The 15777-nt window shown below is 58.2% G+C and carries 13 protein-coding genes; 7 read left to right on the forward strand and 6 right to left on the reverse strand.

From position 1 onward, the window contains the following. Nucleotides 1-9 precede the first annotated feature (9 nt). Nucleotides 10-1884, reverse strand: a complete 1875-nt coding sequence (gene asp / locus AAHA39_RS00935; protein WP_320657028.1) for a serine protease Asp — start codon at nt 1882-1884, stop codon at nt 10-12. Between the two features lie 462 nt (nt 1885-2346). Between asp and AAHA39_RS00940 the strand changes: the two genes are divergently transcribed. After that, nucleotides 2347-3174 carry a MetQ/NlpA family ABC transporter substrate-binding protein gene (locus AAHA39_RS00940; RefSeq protein ID WP_320657029.1) on the forward strand — a complete coding sequence of 276 codons (828 nt, stop codon included), beginning with the start codon at nt 2347-2349 and terminating at the stop codon, nt 3172-3174. Between the two features lie 79 nt (nt 3175-3253). Here the strand turns inward: AAHA39_RS00940 and AAHA39_RS00945 are convergent, their stop codons facing one another. Next, nucleotides 3254-5104: a DUF3413 domain-containing protein gene (locus tag AAHA39_RS00945; RefSeq protein WP_104015105.1), complete on the reverse strand. Its 1851-nt coding sequence runs from the start codon at nt 5102-5104 to the stop codon at nt 3254-3256. A gap of 47 nt (nt 5105-5151) precedes the next feature. Then, nucleotides 5152-5379, reverse strand: coding sequence for a DUF1414 domain-containing protein (locus tag AAHA39_RS00950; RefSeq protein ID WP_005344699.1), 228 nt, complete (start codon nt 5377-5379; stop codon nt 5152-5154). Between the two features lie 73 nt (nt 5380-5452). On the opposite strand from AAHA39_RS00950, the gene yejK reads away from it, so the two are divergent. The 5 genes from yejK to AAHA39_RS00975 all read left to right on the forward strand — a co-directional run bounded on the left by yejK (nt 5453) and on the right by AAHA39_RS00975 (nt 11927). After that, a complete protein-coding gene (gene yejK, locus AAHA39_RS00955; RefSeq protein WP_182927697.1) occupies nt 5453-6514 on the forward strand; it encodes a nucleoid-associated protein YejK in 1062 nt (353 codons plus the stop codon). 395 nt (nt 6515-6909) lie between these two features. After that, complete coding sequence (gene malE, locus AAHA39_RS00960) at nt 6910-8091, forward strand: maltose/maltodextrin ABC transporter substrate-binding protein MalE (protein WP_033116010.1); 1182 nt, start codon at nt 6910-6912, stop codon at nt 8089-8091. A gap of 75 nt (nt 8092-8166) precedes the next feature. After that, nucleotides 8167-9819 (forward strand): maltose ABC transporter permease MalF, encoded by a 1653-nt coding sequence (gene malF, locus AAHA39_RS00965; protein ID WP_041209356.1) that lies wholly within the window; start codon nt 8167-8169, stop codon nt 9817-9819. A gap of 12 nt (nt 9820-9831) precedes the next feature. Then, nucleotides 9832-10722 (forward strand): maltose ABC transporter permease MalG, encoded by an 891-nt coding sequence (gene malG / locus AAHA39_RS00970; protein WP_041209357.1) that lies wholly within the window; start codon nt 9832-9834, stop codon nt 10720-10722. A 68-nt stretch (nt 10723-10790) separates the two neighbouring features. Next, entirely contained in the window at nt 10791-11927 is a 1137-nt protein-coding gene (locus AAHA39_RS00975; protein WP_320657030.1) for an ABC transporter ATP-binding protein, read from the forward strand. A gap of 108 nt (nt 11928-12035) precedes the next feature. Here AAHA39_RS00975 and ppk2 read toward each other — a convergent pair whose 3' ends face one another. Further along, nucleotides 12036-12851, reverse strand: coding sequence for a polyphosphate kinase 2 (ppk2, locus tag AAHA39_RS00980; RefSeq protein ID WP_041209359.1), 816 nt, complete (start codon nt 12849-12851; stop codon nt 12036-12038). A 114-nt stretch (nt 12852-12965) separates the two neighbouring features. On the opposite strand from ppk2, the gene AAHA39_RS00985 reads away from it, so the two are divergent. Then, nucleotides 12966-13766: an alpha/beta fold hydrolase gene (locus AAHA39_RS00985; RefSeq protein ID WP_043849821.1), complete on the forward strand. Its 801-nt coding sequence runs from the start codon at nt 12966-12968 to the stop codon at nt 13764-13766. An 85-nt stretch (nt 13767-13851) separates the two neighbouring features. Here AAHA39_RS00985 and AAHA39_RS00990 read toward each other — a convergent pair whose 3' ends face one another. Beyond that, complete coding sequence (locus tag AAHA39_RS00990) at nt 13852-14658, reverse strand: MipA/OmpV family protein (RefSeq protein WP_320657031.1); 807 nt, start codon at nt 14656-14658, stop codon at nt 13852-13854. Nucleotides 14659-14693: 35 nt separating this feature from the next. Then, on the reverse strand, nt 14694-15764 hold the full coding sequence (locus AAHA39_RS00995; protein WP_320657032.1) for an AI-2E family transporter: 1071 nt from the start codon (nt 15762-15764) through the stop codon (nt 14694-14696). Nucleotides 15765-15777 lie beyond the last annotated feature (13 nt).

Consider the following 15777-nt stretch of genomic DNA (forward strand, 5'->3'; position numbering starts at 1 on the left):
CCTAGCGTGTTAGCTGCGGTTGGCATCGTGACCCAGGACCCGCAGGGACCATGAGATCAGTTTGCCCGGTTGACGGTTGTTGCGCTCGGTCAGGGTGGTGCGTTCCTTGGTCTTGCGATTGAGCAGAGAGACCTGACGGGTACCGTTGGCAACGTCGGTTACCTCCAGTCGCCACTGGCCTTCGGCCGATTCACCGTAGAACTTGTGGGAGAGCAGGCGCATGTCACGCAATCCCTTGGTGCGCACAAAGCCCAGCTGCTGCTGGTCGAGAGATTGGCCGACCAGGCTGTTGAAAGGGCTCAGCAGGATGCTGCGGGTGCCGGCGGGGGAGACCAGTTCGATCAGAAGATCGGGCAGACGCTGGTGATCCAGGCTCACCATCACCTGAACCGCTTCGACCGTCAACGGTGTGGCAATGCGGGTCGCCGAGCTGGTCGGGCTGTTGCCCACATCCGGGATGGCAGCGACATTGCCGGTGACATTGATCTTCTGCCACGGCAGCTGCACCAGCGGGGGGAGGGGCTGGTGATTGGCTGCCAGCTCAAGCGCCTTGTTGACGTCGATCAGACCGAAACCGTAAGTCGGGCTGAACCACATGCCGGCGGCATTGCGCTCCCACCCTTCCAGCCCTTTCACGTCGCGAACCTTGCCGGTGCTGCTGGTGTAGCTGACCATCACGGGTTGATGTTTGGCATCGACCCGGGTAGCGCTGCGCGCCAGCAGATCCCGAAAATCGCGTACTGACAGATCCGGGTAGGCGGACATCAGCAGTGCCATGGCACCCGAGGTGCTGGGGGTGGCGGAGGAGGTGCCGTTCATCACGCCGTTGTAGTCGCAACTGGCATCCAGTTGCGGGTTGCCGTGCAGCCGGTTGGTGCGGGGATCGTCGGTGCGGTTGTAGCCCATATCGCAGCCGGGCAGATCCGTGGTCACCATGGCGGGGGAGTCGGTACCGTACTCGCCGCCGGTGGCGCTCAGGAAGACGTTGCTGCCGACGCTGGAGTAGGAGGATCTGACGCCATCTGCGTTGAGCGCGCTCACCACCAGGTTCCAGAAGTTGCTGTTTGAGGGGTCGAGATTGCTGTTCTCAAACGGCAATTTGGGGCCGTTGCCGGTGCGATTGAGCACATAGCCGCCCGCCGCTATCTTGTTGAAGCCGTTGCCGGCAGCCTTGATATAGGCGGCACTCTGCGCCTTGAGGGTTTGCTGTTCGAACAGGCGGTCGAGCTGGGCCTGATCCAGGTCGTTGGCCGGACGGGGATCGACCAGGCTCATGCCATAGCTCTGGTTGAACACCCGGTTATCGCGGCTGGCATCGCTGTCGCCAAGGGCGTAGAGCCAGTCTTTCTGCAACTGCTGGCTGTTGTCGTCCAGCAGGTTGAACCCCTGCAACTGGGCCCGCGGGGCGATCCCCTTGGTGCCGATGGCGTTGTCTACCGCCGCTATGATGCCGGAGACCGAGGTGCCGTGTGCCGTATCCGCATCAGTCGGGGTCGGGTCATCGCTGCCGGTCACCACGTTTTTTGAGCCCGGACGGACGTTGTCCGCCAGATCCGGGTGGGCGATAGCCAAGCCATCATCCACCACGGCTACATTGACTCCCTGACCCAGCACGCCGGTGCGATGTGCCCACCAGAGGTTGAGGTCGTTGCCTGCCACGCCACCACGGGCGCTGAAGGCATCCTGGCCACTGTTGAGCAGGTACCACTGCTGATCCTGCAGCGGATTGATGCCGGGCAGACAGCGTTCGCTGCTGCTGCGGCCGGTATCCAGTCCGGCTTCCTTGCCGGTCAGGGGGGCACAACTTTCATTTGCCTGAACAGATGCAACTGGCAGCGCCGACAGCAATGCTGTGATCGCCAGTGCTAACGATGTTTGCTTCATTATTTTTAAACTCCATCTTATAGAGCACCTTCCTGGGTGCGAATGGAATCTACACATGGATGATGAAGAGCCAAAAGAACCTGTTTTCATAAGTTAGATCAGCCTCAAAGAAATCTGATCTTTTTTATGTTAGATATTCCATTGGAGCTGTTCGTGTGTTCTATTGAGAGCATTTATCAGTGCTCGCTATTGATCTTTTTGTTGTTAACTCAGGTGGTTAGCTGTCTTTGTTAACTGATGCCCGCTGAGCACTGCCACATTGGCGTTGTTTGTTTGCACTCCGTGCTCTTCATTCCCCCACCTCTTCGTCGTCCGGCTCATAAGCTTCCTCATTTTTGTCGCTTGGTATTGGTAGCCGACTCTGATAAGTTGTCTTTCATTAGCCATTTGGACGTCCAGATTTCCAATTTGAAATCAGTAGTCCGCTATCACCTTGATGAGTCTTGAGACAGGGAGTCTTGTATGTTGCGTCGCACCTTCTGGTTTTGTTCTCTATTGCTCTTGCTGAGCGGCACTCTGGCTGGCACTGCCCGGGCGGGTGAGCTGGATCGCCAAGAGATTGTGATCGGCACTACGGTGGGGGATTTTGCCGACATGGTGACCGACTCCATCAAGCCGCAGCTGGAGGCCAAAGGGTACAAGGTCAGGCTGGTGGAATTTACCGACTATGTTTCCCCCAACATTGCGCTGGCGGATGGCTCGCTCGATGTGAACTGTTTCCAGCACAAGCCTTATCTTGAGAGCTTTAGCAAAGACCGCGGTTTGTCACTGACACCCGTTGTGCAGGTGCCCACCGGGCCGATGGGGCTCTATTCAGGCAAGTTGGCCACGCTCGATCAGCTGAAAGAGGGGAGTACGGTGGCTATCCCCAACGATCCCACCAATCAGGCGCGAGCCCTGCTGATGCTGCAGGATCTGGGCTGGCTCACTCTCAAGAAGGGGATTAACCCGCTCAAGGCGAGCGAGTTTGATGTGGTGAATAACCCGCACAATCTCAAGCTGGTGCTGCTGGAGGCAGCGCAACTGCCCCGTTCGCGGGAGGATGTGGATTTTGCGGTGATCAACGGCAATTTTGCCGCCTCCAGCGGCATCCCGTTTAGCCAGGGACTCTTTCTTGAGCGCAGCTACGACTTTATCAACTGGGTGGTCGTGAAGCAGGTCGACAGCGAGAAGCCATTTGTCAGGGATGTGGCGGCGGTCTACAACTCGGCCGAGTTCAAGGCTTATGCCGCCAAGCGGTTTGCCGGCTACAAATTGCCGCAGGCATGGTCGACCGGGCAGGTTCAATAATCCACACCAGCAATTGCTTGGCGCCACTCCAAAAAAACGCCCCCGAATGCGGGGGCGTTTTGTTTGAGATAGATGCCTGTCAGGGGTGACGGTAGAAGCGGTTGAGCTCGTTCATTACCTGGATCATGGCGCCCATGTCGGGGGTGGCCCGCTTGATGGGTTGATAGCTGTTGCGATCCAGCAGCTCGAAGTCACCCTGTTTGTTGAAGTGGGTGATGGTTCCGCTCTGGTAGATGGCAAAGTCGTTCTGATCCCCGGCCAACAGCCAGTTGCGCGGGCTGAAGTCGAACAGCGAGCGACCAATGCTGTAATCACGCGGCGGGTTGCGCACCCCCAGCATCCCCTGCATCAGGGTTGGCGCCAGGTCGAAATGGCTGCTCGGCTGCTCGATCACCTGGCTGTTTCGGCCAGGCCAGGCCACCACCATGGGCACCTGCACCTGATAGAGGGAGTAGTTGCTGCCAGCGCCCCAGCTGTTGTTCTGGGTGTCGTTGAACTCCTGACCATGGTTGGAGGTGATGACCACCACCGTATTGCTGTCCATGCCCTGCAGCTGCAGCTTGGTTAGCATCTCTTCCAGCAACTGGTCGGTATAGAAGACCGAGTTCTTGTAGCGATTCTCCAGCTTCACCAGGTTTTCCGCCCGATAGGCGGTGGCCGGATTGAAGTTGGTCAGCTCCGGCTGGAAAGGACCCTTCATGGTTGCGGGCAGCTGGTAGTCGCCAGGACTTGAGAGATAGACCAGCGAGAACCAGGGGCGCTCCGGCGTGCGCTTCTCCAGCCACTGCTGCCAGTCGGTCAGCAGCTTGCCATCGTTGGTCTGCTCGGAGACAAACACCTGTTTGCGCAGACCGGCGAGGATGCTCTTGCGATACTTCTGGCCATCTTCTATCGCCCCGAACAGGCCGAACTGGTAATCCTGGCGCAGCAGTTCGTCAAACAGCACCGGCGGGCGTTTGTCGCTGCTGATCTCTTTGTAGTAGTGACCGGGCAGGCCATAAAAGAGGCTGAACATCCCCATCAGGTCATCGTTGCCGCCGCTCAGGTGATTGCGGAAGCTGAGATGCTGATCCGCATAGCGCTGCAGATTGGGCATGTTGATGTTGTTGAGCATGTCAAAGCGCAGCGAATCGACCACCACAATCAGCAGGTTGCTGTGGGTGAGGGGCGCATTGACGTTGAGTGGCCGCAGCGGATAGCGGATCCGGCTGTCACTGTCATCGCTCTGGCTGGCCGCCTGCTTCTCGTACTGATCCAGATCCAGCCAGCCATGTTTGGCCAGGAAGGAGCGGGCCGTCATGGGGTAGGAGAGGGGGAAGTTGGCACGCTGCATGGTAATGGGCTGATACAGGGTGGCATCCGCCCAGCTGTTGACCACGTGGGTCAGGATAAAGCAGACCAGCAGCGCCAGCCCTACCTGATTGCCGTACTGACGGCGCTTGCGCTTGTTAATCTTGCGCCAGACATAGGCCGACAGCAGCAGTTGCAACAGGAAGATGGTCGGCACGGCGACGAAGATGATGCTCCAGATCGAGCCCTCCTCGGTCTGGGCCTGATCCAGCAGCAACTGCCACACCTGGGCATTTAGGTGGAACTTGAAGAGCCGGAATACCTGGGTGTCGATCAGCAAAAGCACCAGCGCCAGCGTCGCCACGACGGCGGAGATGAAGCGCAGGGGCTTCTCTTTGGGCAACACGAAGCTCAAAGGGAAGATCGTCAGCAGATAGGTGACGAAACTTAAGAACGAGAAGTGGCCAATCCAGCTTACAACGAGGTAGACCACGCCAAGGGTGGTCGACGGCCAGCTGATGGCACCCAGATAACGGGTGGCAATCAGCATGGCGAGAATGATGTTGAAGAAGGAGAACCAATGCCCCCAGGTGATCAGGCGAGAGACATTATCACGATAGGGGTTACCGGTTTCGACCATAGTGATCCATCTGCGTTGAGAAACGTCAAATCAACAGAGTCGGGGACTCAGTGCGTGTCGTGGCGGTTATCGACCGATGCGGTCAGGGCCTGGACAAACTTTTCGGTGATGGCCTGACGCTGGGCCGGAGCCATACCGTTGATGATATTGGTAGTCAGGTTGCCGAGCACCATCAGACTGAGATCTACCGGCGCCTTGTGCTTCTCCAGGGCGGTGATCAGGTCGTTCATCAGGGCGTCAAACTGCTCGTTATTGTACTTTGATACGATGGGCATAATCTTCAGTTCATCTCGGTTCAAAGCGCCTTATAATACTTCACCCTTTCGGCTAACACTATGGCTTTGTGACATGAGTCTCGATATCGACAAGATCATACTTCACTCCCTGCGCCAGGGCGGCGATGGTCAACCACACGCCGATACCCGCAGCCAGACCCTGCCTCCCGACGAGGCAGTACAGGGACTGATGGCGGAACTGCATCGCATCTATAACGGCAAGGGAGGCAAGGGCTTTGGCTTCTTCGCCGACCCCGAGGCTGCCGTCGCCGAGCTGGCGGATGGGGAAGAGGCCCCCAAGCAGCCCTCTCCCGCGTTTCGCATCGCCCTCGAACAGCTGCTCGGCGAGCAGACCGAATTCGTGCCCTTCTCGGTCAATGTGACCCAGATGCTGGTCAAACAGTTGGTGGAGCACGCCCTCGATGAGCAGGGGGTATTGCTGATTGCCAAATACAACTATGTCGGTGTCGATTATCTGATGATCGCCCTGCTGGAGGGCAAGGAGAGCGTCACCGTCAGCGAAGCGCTGGAGTTGCGTCATATCCAGTATCTCGATATTGGCAAACTCAATCTGGTGGCCCGCATCGATTTGACCGAGTGGAAAACCCAACCCGAGTCACGCCGTTATATTACCTTCAGCAAGGGACGTATTGGCCGCAAGCTGGGCGACTTCTTTATGGATCTGCTGGGTGCCCGTGAAGGAATGGATGCCAAGATCCAGAATAAAGGGTTGCTGCAGGCGGTTGAAGATTATTGCGAGAGTCGCCAGCTCGAACCGGCAGAACGCAATGACTATAAAAAGCAGGTTTTCAAATATTGCACCGAGCAGGCGAGTGCCGGTGAAGAGATCGAGATCAAGGAGCTGTCGGCGGAACTCTCCGCAAAAGATGCCGGCGAGGGTGACCTCGATTTTTACAGCTTTATCGGTCAGGAGTACGAACTGGAAGAGCGCTTCCCGGCCGACCGTTCTACCCTGCGCGGGCTGACCAAGTTTGTCGGTTCCGGCGGCGGTCTGACCCTGAGTTTTGAGCAGAAGTTGTTGAACAGCCGCGTGTTTTATGACCCGCAGACCGACACCCTGACCATCAAGGGGGTACCGCCCAACCTCAAGGATCAGCTGCTGCGCCAGTCGTAATGTGATCAAACCGTCATTTCCGGCAAAAAGAGACTCTGCCCTGGCAGAGTCTCTTTTTTATTGGGCGAAAGGGGCAGGGCGAAACCGGGCCGGTGCTTTGTTAACAGATCAAACAAAATAAACCACCTGAAAGGGTTTTCATTCAGGTGAAAACCCTTTCATTGAGGTAATTATATTTCAGTTTAGTAATTATATTTCGGTTGTTGTTTTGAAATAAGCCGATAAACAGGGTTATTTCCCCGATTTAAGAAAATGTTTTCAAAACTTTCTGGAAGGAAATACGTAATTGCATTTCAAAAATGCGAGTTGCGTCATGTGAGGCGAATGACGCTTGGGATAATATTCACTTCGCACACAATGCTCTTACAGCGCGGAACTACTACAAGGAAAGGCTCATGAAAAAGAAATTGCTGTCATCCCTGATCGGTCTGGCCACTCTTGGCGTCGCTTGCACTGCTACTGCTGCCATCGATGAAGGCCAGCTGACCATCTGGATCAACGGTGACAAGGGATACAACGGTCTGGCTGAAGTGGGTAAGAAATTTGAAGCAGAAACCGGCATCAAGGTTACTGTTGCTCACCCGGATCAGGTTGAAGTGAAATTCCAGCAAGCTGCCGCCACTGGCAACGGCCCGGACATCTTCTTCTGGGCTCACGACCGTTACGGTGAGTGGGTCAAGGCCGGTCTGCTGGTTCCGGTAACGCCGAGCGCTGCCACCAAAGCCAAATTCGAACAGCTGGCATGGGATGCCATGACTGTTGACGGTAAAACTTATGGCTACCCGGTTGCCATGGAAGCAGTCAGCCTGATCTACAACAAGGATCTGCTGCCTGAGCCGCCGAAGACCTTCGAAGAGATCGCCAAGATTGACGAGACTCTGAAGAAGAACGGCAAGCGCGCCATCATGTGGGCGTATGACACCCCCTACTTCAGCTACCCGCTGGTGGCTGCCAACGGTGGCTACGCCTTCAAGAAAACCGCTACCGGTTATGACGTGAAAGACACCGGCGTGAACAATGCTGGCGCCAAAATCGGCGTAGGTTACATCTCCGAGATGATCAAATCCGGTCACCTGGAGAAGGGTATCGACTATGGCGTAATGGATGCCAAGTTCAACAAGGGCGAAGTGGCCATGATGATCAACGGTCCCTGGGCCTGGAGCAACCTGGACAAGAGCGGTATCAAGTACGGCGTAGCGCCGCTGCCGACCCTGAAGGGCAAACCGGCTAAAGCCTTCGTTGGCGTACTGGGGGCCACCATCAACGCCGCCAGCCCGAACAAGGATCTGGCCATCGAGTTCCTGGAAAACTACCTGCTGACCGATGCCGGTCTGGCTCCGGTCAACGCCGACAAGCCGCTGGGTGCCGTTGCGCTGAAATCCTTCCAGAAGACTCTGGAATCCGATCCGCACATCAAGGCCACCATGCTGAACGCCCAGGCTGGCGAGCCGATGCCGTCCGTGCCCGAGATGAGCCGTTTCTGGTCCTCCTTCGAAACAGCCCTCAAGAACGTGACCTCCGGTCGTCAAGGTGTTGACGAAGCGCTGGATACCGCTGCCAAGCGTATCGTTCAGTAAGCACGCACTACCTGGGAGGCCGCAATGGCCTCCCTCTCTCTCAAATCTCTCTTGGCGTTATAAAGGTTAATTGGCATGGAAGTAGTACCTTCTGTTGAGTCCTATGCCGGTCCGAAGGATAAGCACACCTGGCTTAAGTGGACTATCGCGGCCCTGGTCGCCATCCTCAACGGCTATGCAGCCGTGATGATGTACGCCAGTGGCGAGTGGGTATTCGCGCTGCTGGATCTGGTGGTGGTATCCGTCGGTCTGTATGTCTTCATGAACAAGAAGACCTATGCCCATCGCTACATCTTTCCGGGTGTGGCTGGCATGGTTGTATTTATCATCTTCCCTCTTGCCTACACGATTGGCATCGCCTTCACCAACTATTCAGGCACCAACTTGCTCTCTGTGGAGCAGGCTCGTGATTACCATCTGAAGAAAACCTACAAGGTGGCGGGCGGTGAATTCGATTTTACGCTGCTGGGTGGCGACAACGGCCAGTTCCAGCTGCAGCTGAACCAGGATGATCACGCCTATATCAGCCAACCCGTTACCCTGATGAACAACAAGGCCCGCGAGCTGGCCGTGAGTGAAGGTCGGGCACAGGCAACTCCTCAGGTCATCGAGCTGACTCCGGTCACTGGCGAGATCGCCAGCAAACCGGCCCCCATTCGTGCCATCGTGGATCATCGCACCCACCTGAGTGCGCTGGATCTGGTGCTGCCCGATGGTTCCACCCATCTGACCCTGAGCAGCCTGCGCAAGTTTGCCGCCCAGAAGTCCCAGTACACCCGTCTGATGGATGGCGCCGTGCTCAAGTCCGGCGTGGTGATCAAAGACAGCAACCTGCTGCGCGACAACCAGAGCGGCGAGCTGATGCTGCCCAACGGCGAGACCGGTTTCTACCAGTACATCGACGATCAGGGCCAGTTTGTCGGCAAGGGCATCGCTCCGGGCTTTGTGGTCAGCGTGGGTTGGAAGAACTTCGCCCGCATCGTGACTGACCCGGGTATTCAGGCGCCGTTCCTGCAGATCTTCGTCTGGACCGTGATCTTCTCTGCCTGTTCAGTGGCGTTCACTCTGGCCATCGGTATGGTGCTGGCCTGTCTGGTGCAGTGGGAATCGCTCAAGGGGCGCGGCTTCTATCGGGTCATGCTGATCCTGCCCTACGCAATTCCGGCGTTTATCTCCATCCTGGTGTTCAAGGGGTTGTTCAACCAGAACTTCGGTGAGATCAACATGTTCCTGGAAGCGGCCTTTGGCATCAAGCCGGACTGGTATACCAATCCCATGCTGGCCAAGGTGATGATTCTGATCGTCAACACCTGGCTGGGCTACCCCTACATGATGATCCTCTGCATGGGCCTGCTCAAAGCTATCCCGGAAGATCTCTATGAAGCGTCCGCCATGGACGGTGCCGGTCCGGTGCAGAACTTCTTCAAGATCACCGTGCCGCTGCTGATGAAACCGCTGACCCCGCTGTTGATTGCCTCGTTTGCCTTCAACTTCAACAACTTCGTACTTATCCAGTTGTTGACCAACGGTGCTCCGGACATTATCGGTGCCAGCACTCCGGCCGGTACTACCGACCTGCTGGTGAGCTACACCTATCGGATTGCGTTCCAGGGATCGGGTGGTCAGGACTACGGTCTGGCCAGTGCCATCGCCACCGCCATCTTCCTCATCGTAGGTGCGCTGGCGCTGCTCAACCTGAAATTGTCCAAAGCCGACAAGCAGCTGTAAGGAGGCTTCAACATGGCAATCGTACAACCCAAATCAGTCAAATACCGGGTGTGGGCAACCCACCTGGTCATGTGGGGCTTCCTGGCGCTGATCATCTTCCCGTTGATCATGGTTATCGCCATCTCGTTCCGTAACGGTAACTTCGCGGTAGGGGAGATCATCCCCTCCAATCCGACCCTGGATCACTGGAAACTGGCGCTGGGCATCTCCATCACCAACGCCGACGGCAGCATCACGCCGCCGCCGTTCCCGGTGCTGACCTGGTTGTGGAACTCCATCAAGATCGCCGGCATCACTGCCCTGATGATCGTGACGCTCTCCACCACCTGTGCCTACGCCTTTGCCCGCCTGCGTTTTCGTGGCAAGTCCACCATCCTGCAGGGCATGCTGATTTTCCAGATGTTCCCGGCTGTGCTGGCACTGGTGGCCATCTACGCGCTCTTTAACAAGATTGGTGACTACATCCCCTGGCTGGGTCTCAACACCCACGGTGGCCTGATCCTCGCCTACATGGGCGGTATCGCCCTGCACGTCTGGACCATCAAGGGCTACTTCGAGACCATCGACTCCTCTCTGGAGGAGGCTGCGGCCATCGACGGTGCGACTCCGTGGCAGGCATTCCGCCTGATCCTGTTGCCCCTGTCGGTGCCCATTCTGGCGGTGGTGTTTATTCTGGCCTTTATCGGTTCCATTACCGAGGTGCCCATGGCCTCCATCCTGCTGCAGGATGTGAACAATCTGACCCTGGCGGTCGGAGCCCAGCAGTATCTCTATCCGCAGAACTACCTGTGGGGTGACTTTGCCGCAGCCGCTGTGCTCTCCGGCTTCCCCATCACAGTGGTGTTCCTGCTGGCACAGCGCTGGCTGGTTGGCGGTCTGACCGCTGGCGGTGTGAAAGGTTAAGTTTATGGCCGGGGGAGCTGACTCCCCCCGCTATCACGATTTGCAAAGATTCAAGAGCGGAGCTCGTCATGGCTGAAGTAGTACTCAACAACGTTCGCAAAAATTACGACCCGGCTGTTCACAAGGACACCCTGCGCAATATCAACCTCTCCATCAAGGAGGGCGAGTTCATCGTCTTCGTCGGCCCGTCCGGCTGCGGCAAATCCACCCTGCTGCGGATGATCGCGGGTCTGGAAGACATCACCAGCGGTGAGCTGACCATCGGCGGTCGCTACATGAACGATGTCCCGCCGGTAGAGCGCAACGTGGGCATGGTGTTCCAGTCCTACGCCCTCTATCCACACATGAACATCTACGAGAACATGGCCTTTGGTCTGAAGCTCAAGAAGATGGACAAGGAGAACATCCACAAGCGGGTGATGCGTGCCGCTGAAATTCTGGGTCTGGAGCCGCTGCTGGAGCGCAAGCCCAAAGCGCTCTCCGGCGGTCAGCGCCAGCGGGTTGCCATCGGTCGCTCCATCGTGCAGCAGCCGCAGGTGTTCCTGTTTGACGAGCCGCTCTCCAACCTCGACGCCGCGCTGCGGGTCAAGATGCGGATCGAGATCGCCAAGCTGCACAAGGAGCTCAACTCCACCATCATCTACGTGACCCACGATCAGGTGGAAGCGATGACCCTGGCCGACAAGATCGTGGTGCTGAGCCCGCTCAAGACCGATGCCGCCAGCAACCTGGAGCAGTTCGGTTCACCGCTGGATCTCTACCACAACCCGGACAACAAGTTTGTGGCCGGTTTTATCGGTTCGCCCAAGATGAACTTCCTGGCTGCCGAGCTGATGGAGATTGGCGAGCAGGAGTGCGTGGTCAAGCTCTCTACCGGCGACAGCGTGCGGGTGCGGGTCGATGCCCGTCGTGGCGCGGTGGGTGACAAGGTTGAGCTGGGTATCCGCCCGGAGCATCTGGTGCCGCTGAGCCACGCCCATGCCGACAGCAAGCTGAGTGGCGTGGTGCAGGTTGCCGAGCATCTGGGGGCCGAATCATTCGTCTATATGGATGTAGATGGTCACGACTTTACCGTCAAGACCACCTCGGATGTGGATGTGGCGACCGGTCAGAGCTACAGCGTGGGGATCCCGGCTGAAGCCTGCTATCTGTTCGATGCCAAGGAGCAGGCGTTCCCCCGCACAGCCAAGTACATCCGTACCTGATAGCGGTTTGGTGCAAGTTTTCCGTATCTTCAATGCCTTTTTGCCGGTCTTGCGACCGGCTTTTTATTGCCTGCCGTTTGGCTAAACCGGCAGGCGCAGTGGCAGGGCTCAGCCCTCGAGTTCGGCAGTAATATCGGGGACAAAGGTCTGGCTGGTCAGGGGGGGGCGTTCGTACCCTTCGGTCTTGATGGGGGGGAGCTTGATGGGCTCGTAGTGGATCGCCTCGTAGGGCACCTTGCCCAGCAGATGGGCGATGCAGTTGAGGCGGGCACGGCGCTTGTCGTCCGCCTCCACCACGAACCAGGGGCTGTCCTGGGTGTCGGTGTAGGTGAACATGTCATCCTTGGCTCGGGAGTATTCGACCCAACGCGAGCGGGACTGCAAGTCCATCGGACTGAACTTCCAGCGCTTGATGGGGGTGTTGATCCGCTCCTTGAAGCGCTTCTCCTGCTCCTCATCGGAGACCGAGAACCAGTATTTGATCAGGGTGATGCCGGAGCGGATCAGCATCCGCTCGAACTCGGGGCAGGCGCGCAGAAACTCGCGATACTCGGCGTCGCTGCAAAAGCCCATCACCCGCTCTACCCCGGCGCGGTTGTACCAGGAGCGGTCAAACAGCACCATCTCGCCAGCAGCGGGCAGGTGTGCCACGTAGCGCTGAAAGTACCACTGGGAGCGCTCGCGATCCGAGGGGGCGGGCAGCGCCGTGACCCGGCAGACCCGGGGGTTGAGGGGCTCGGTGATCGCCTTGATGACGCCCCCCTTGCCGGCAGCGTCCCGTCCCTCGAACAGCACTACCACCTTGAGCCCCTCCTGCTTGACCCACTCCTGCAGCTTGACCAGCTCCTCCTGCAGGTGGGCGAGGTGGTGTTCATAACATTTCTTGTCGAGACGTGGCCGCTTCTTGCTCTTGTCCTTCGGCATCTTCTTCTCCTCTTTGAGTCCCTTCTTGCCGTCACTTCAGCTTGCACCAGGGAGAGTCGACTGCCAAGGGGGACGTGATACACTGCCCGCCCATCGCTGGCAACAGGAGATAACATGAAGCATTTTATGGAGATAGCGGGCCGCCGGATGGCCTATCTGGATGAAGGGCAAGGGCCGGTGCTGCTGTTTGGTCACAGCTATCTGTGGGACAGCACCATGTGGGCGCCGCAAATCGAGGCGCTCAAAGGGAGCTATCGCTGCATCGTTCCCGATCTGTGGGGCCACGGCGATTCCGATCTGCTTCCGGAAGGCGCCTGCACGCTGGCAACCCTGGCGCGCGATCATCTGGCACTGCTCGATGCCCTCGGGGTTGACGAGTTCGTGCTGGTGGGCCTTTCCATCGGTGGCATGTGGGGTGTGGAGCTGGCGCGCATGGCCCCAGCTCGCCTCAAGGGGCTGGTGCTGATGGATAGTTTCGTTGGCCTCGAGCCGCAGATCACCTGCGAGCGCTACCTCGGCATGCTGGCGATGATCGAGCAGCTTGGCACCGTGCCGGCGCCTATCGTCGAACAGGTGGCGCCGCTCTTTTTTGCCAATCAGCCTGATGAAGCGCTGATGAGCGGTTTCAAGGCGCGCCTTACCGCCTGGCCAAAGGATAAGATCGCCGCCATGGTGGCGGTGGGCCGCAGCTTTGTGACCCGCGAGGATCGCATCGAGTGGCTGGAGGAGATCAGCACTCCTGCCTTGGTGATGACCGGCTGCGAGGACAAAGCGCGTCCAGTGCTGGAGGGCTATCTGATGGCCGAGGTGCTGGGCTGCCCGTTCAGGGAGATCCCGGCAGCTGGCCACATCTCGTCGCTGGAAAATCCGGCCTTCGTCAATCAGCAACTGAGCGAATTTCTGGCAGCGCTATGAGCCTGAATGGGCAGCCTGAAGATGGTCGTGAAAAAGGGAGCCGAGGGCTCCCTTTTGTTTGTTCGTATCTCACGGCTTATCACCGTTACCAGATATAGCCCAAGGCAAATCCCGCATAGAGTTCGCCATCGTGCTGGACGATGGGGCTGTTTTTAATGTCCCGATCATACAATTCGTAGTTCATGGCAAACATGCCAATCCAGTTGGGACTGAAGCGGTAGCTGGTGATGAGCGCCGCCATGGGGGAGAGGGTTGACCCCGTATCCCAGGCTGGACGCTGGGCGGTGGCCTCGCTCTCGGAGATGCCGCCGAAGTAGTAGTTGGCCATCTTGTCGCTGCGCAGCATCACCCCCATCCCCGGCATGATGAGCAGGTTGTCGCGCTGAATGGGGAAGTCGGCCCACAGCAGCAGCTCCTGACCCTTGCTGCGGCCGGTGATATCGCTGTTGGCCCGCACGGTCAGCAGGGCGTAGGGGGTGATGATGTTGCCACCGATCCCGCCTTCCAGCTGCCATTTGCGCTGTTCCATGCCGCTGAAGGCGGGAGAATCCTCGGGATCCAGATTGCCAAACCGCACCCGGCCATAGCCATACAGGGCGACATGTTCATCCTTGTGGAAGTAGTAGCGCGCCCGATCGCCGAGAAACATAAACTGCTTGCCGAAGTAGATAAAGCCCGGGATGGCGTAGGTGGCATTATCCTGCGCCTCATAGCGGGCTTGTCCCCCGATGAGCGCCGCACCGACGACAAAGCCTTGTGGCACCGGACTGGTGGGGCTGTCGCTGGTGAGCAGATCCATAGAGCCAAGGTCGATATCGGCGCGGGCGGGCAGGGCGGCAGCGAGGAGCAGGGCCGTCAGCACTGCCGCTCTGATTTGACGGAAACAGGTCATGGACACTCCGTTGTCACGATTGCATGGGAAGTGGGTTATTTTGCGGCGCTCGGCAGATCTTCACGTTTCGGCCAGGCATTGATCACCGCCTTGACCAGGGTAGCGAGGGGAATGGCGAAGAAGACCCCCCAGAATCCCCATAGTCCGCCAAAGACCAGCACGGCGATGATGATGGCGACCGGATGGAGGTTGACCGCCTCCGAGAAGAGCACCGGCACCAGCAGGTTGCCATCGAGGGCCTGAATGACCAGATAGGACACCATCAGCCAGGCAAACTCCGGGGTGAGGCCCCATTGAAACAGGGCAACCATGGCCACCGGCACCGTCACCACGGCAGCGCCTATATAGGGGATCAGCACCGAGAAGCCGACCGCGACCGCCAGCAGCACCGAATAGCGCAGTCCCATCAGGGCGAAGGGGACATAGGTGGCGATGCCTACGATGAGTATCTCGATCACCTTGCCGCGGATGTAGTTGATGATCTGGTTGTTCATCTCGACCCACACCCGGTTGACCAGGGTGCGGTTGCGCGGCAGGAAGCGGCGCAGGCTGCCCATCAAGACCCGCTTGTCCTTGAGCATGAAAAAGACCATCAGCGGCACCAGGATCAGGTAGATCATGATGGCGACCACGTTCACCAGCGAGCTGAGAGAGGCGCTCACCAGATGCTCGCCGCCACTGAGAATGCGTTGGCGGATGTTGTCGATGACCGTCTCCACCAGACTGACGTCGATCAGCTCGGGATAACGGTCAGGCAGGGTGCGGACATAATCCTGAGCGTGAGTCAGCATGGCCGGCGCCTCTTTGGCCAGATTGATCCCCTGACTGACCAGCGTCGGGATAAGGCCCAACAGGGCGGCGACCGCCACCGTAATAAAGAGGAGCAGAATGACGCTGGTGGCCAGGGTGCGCGACAGCCCCGCCTTTTGCAGCCGGGCCACCGGCCACTCCAGCAGGTAGGCCATCACCAGCGCCACCAGCAGGGGAGCCAGCAGATCGCCAAACAGCCAGATGATGGCAAAGCAGAAGACCAGCAACAGGAAGAGGGTAACGGCATCGGGATCGGAGAACCGGGTCTGATACCAGCGCTTCAAGACTTCTAACATGACTGCATCCTTA

This window comes from Aeromonas sp. SE22 (assembly GCF_038739755.1).
Lineage (GTDB): Bacteria > Pseudomonadota > Gammaproteobacteria > Enterobacterales > Aeromonadaceae > Aeromonas > Aeromonas jandaei.

Coding starts and splice junctions, on each gene's coding strand:
- asp (WP_320657028.1), bottom strand. CDS start 1,884: ATGAAGCAAACATCGTTAGCACTGGCGATCACAGCATTGCTGTCGGCG.
- AAHA39_RS00940 (WP_320657029.1), top strand. CDS start 2,347: ATGTTGCGTCGCACCTTCTGGTTTTGTTCTCTATTGCTCTTGCTGAGC.
- AAHA39_RS00945 (WP_104015105.1), bottom strand. CDS start 5,104: ATGGTCGAAACCGGTAACCCCTATCGTGATAATGTCTCTCGCCTGATC.
- AAHA39_RS00950 (WP_005344699.1), bottom strand. CDS start 5,379: ATGCCCATCGTATCAAAGTACAATAACGAGCAGTTTGACGCCCTGATG.
- yejK (WP_182927697.1), top strand. CDS start 5,453: ATGAGTCTCGATATCGACAAGATCATACTTCACTCCCTGCGCCAGGGC.
- malE (WP_033116010.1), top strand. CDS start 6,910: ATGAAAAAGAAATTGCTGTCATCCCTGATCGGTCTGGCCACTCTTGGC.
- malF (WP_041209356.1), top strand. CDS start 8,167: ATGGAAGTAGTACCTTCTGTTGAGTCCTATGCCGGTCCGAAGGATAAG.
- malG (WP_041209357.1), top strand. CDS start 9,832: ATGGCAATCGTACAACCCAAATCAGTCAAATACCGGGTGTGGGCAACC.
- AAHA39_RS00975 (WP_320657030.1), top strand. CDS start 10,791: ATGGCTGAAGTAGTACTCAACAACGTTCGCAAAAATTACGACCCGGCT.
- ppk2 (WP_041209359.1), bottom strand. CDS start 12,851: ATGCCGAAGGACAAGAGCAAGAAGCGGCCACGTCTCGACAAGAAATGT.
- AAHA39_RS00985 (WP_043849821.1), top strand. CDS start 12,966: ATGAAGCATTTTATGGAGATAGCGGGCCGCCGGATGGCCTATCTGGAT.
- AAHA39_RS00990 (WP_320657031.1), bottom strand. CDS start 14,658: ATGACCTGTTTCCGTCAAATCAGAGCGGCAGTGCTGACGGCCCTGCTC.
- AAHA39_RS00995 (WP_320657032.1), bottom strand. CDS start 15,764: ATGTTAGAAGTCTTGAAGCGCTGGTATCAGACCCGGTTCTCCGATCCC.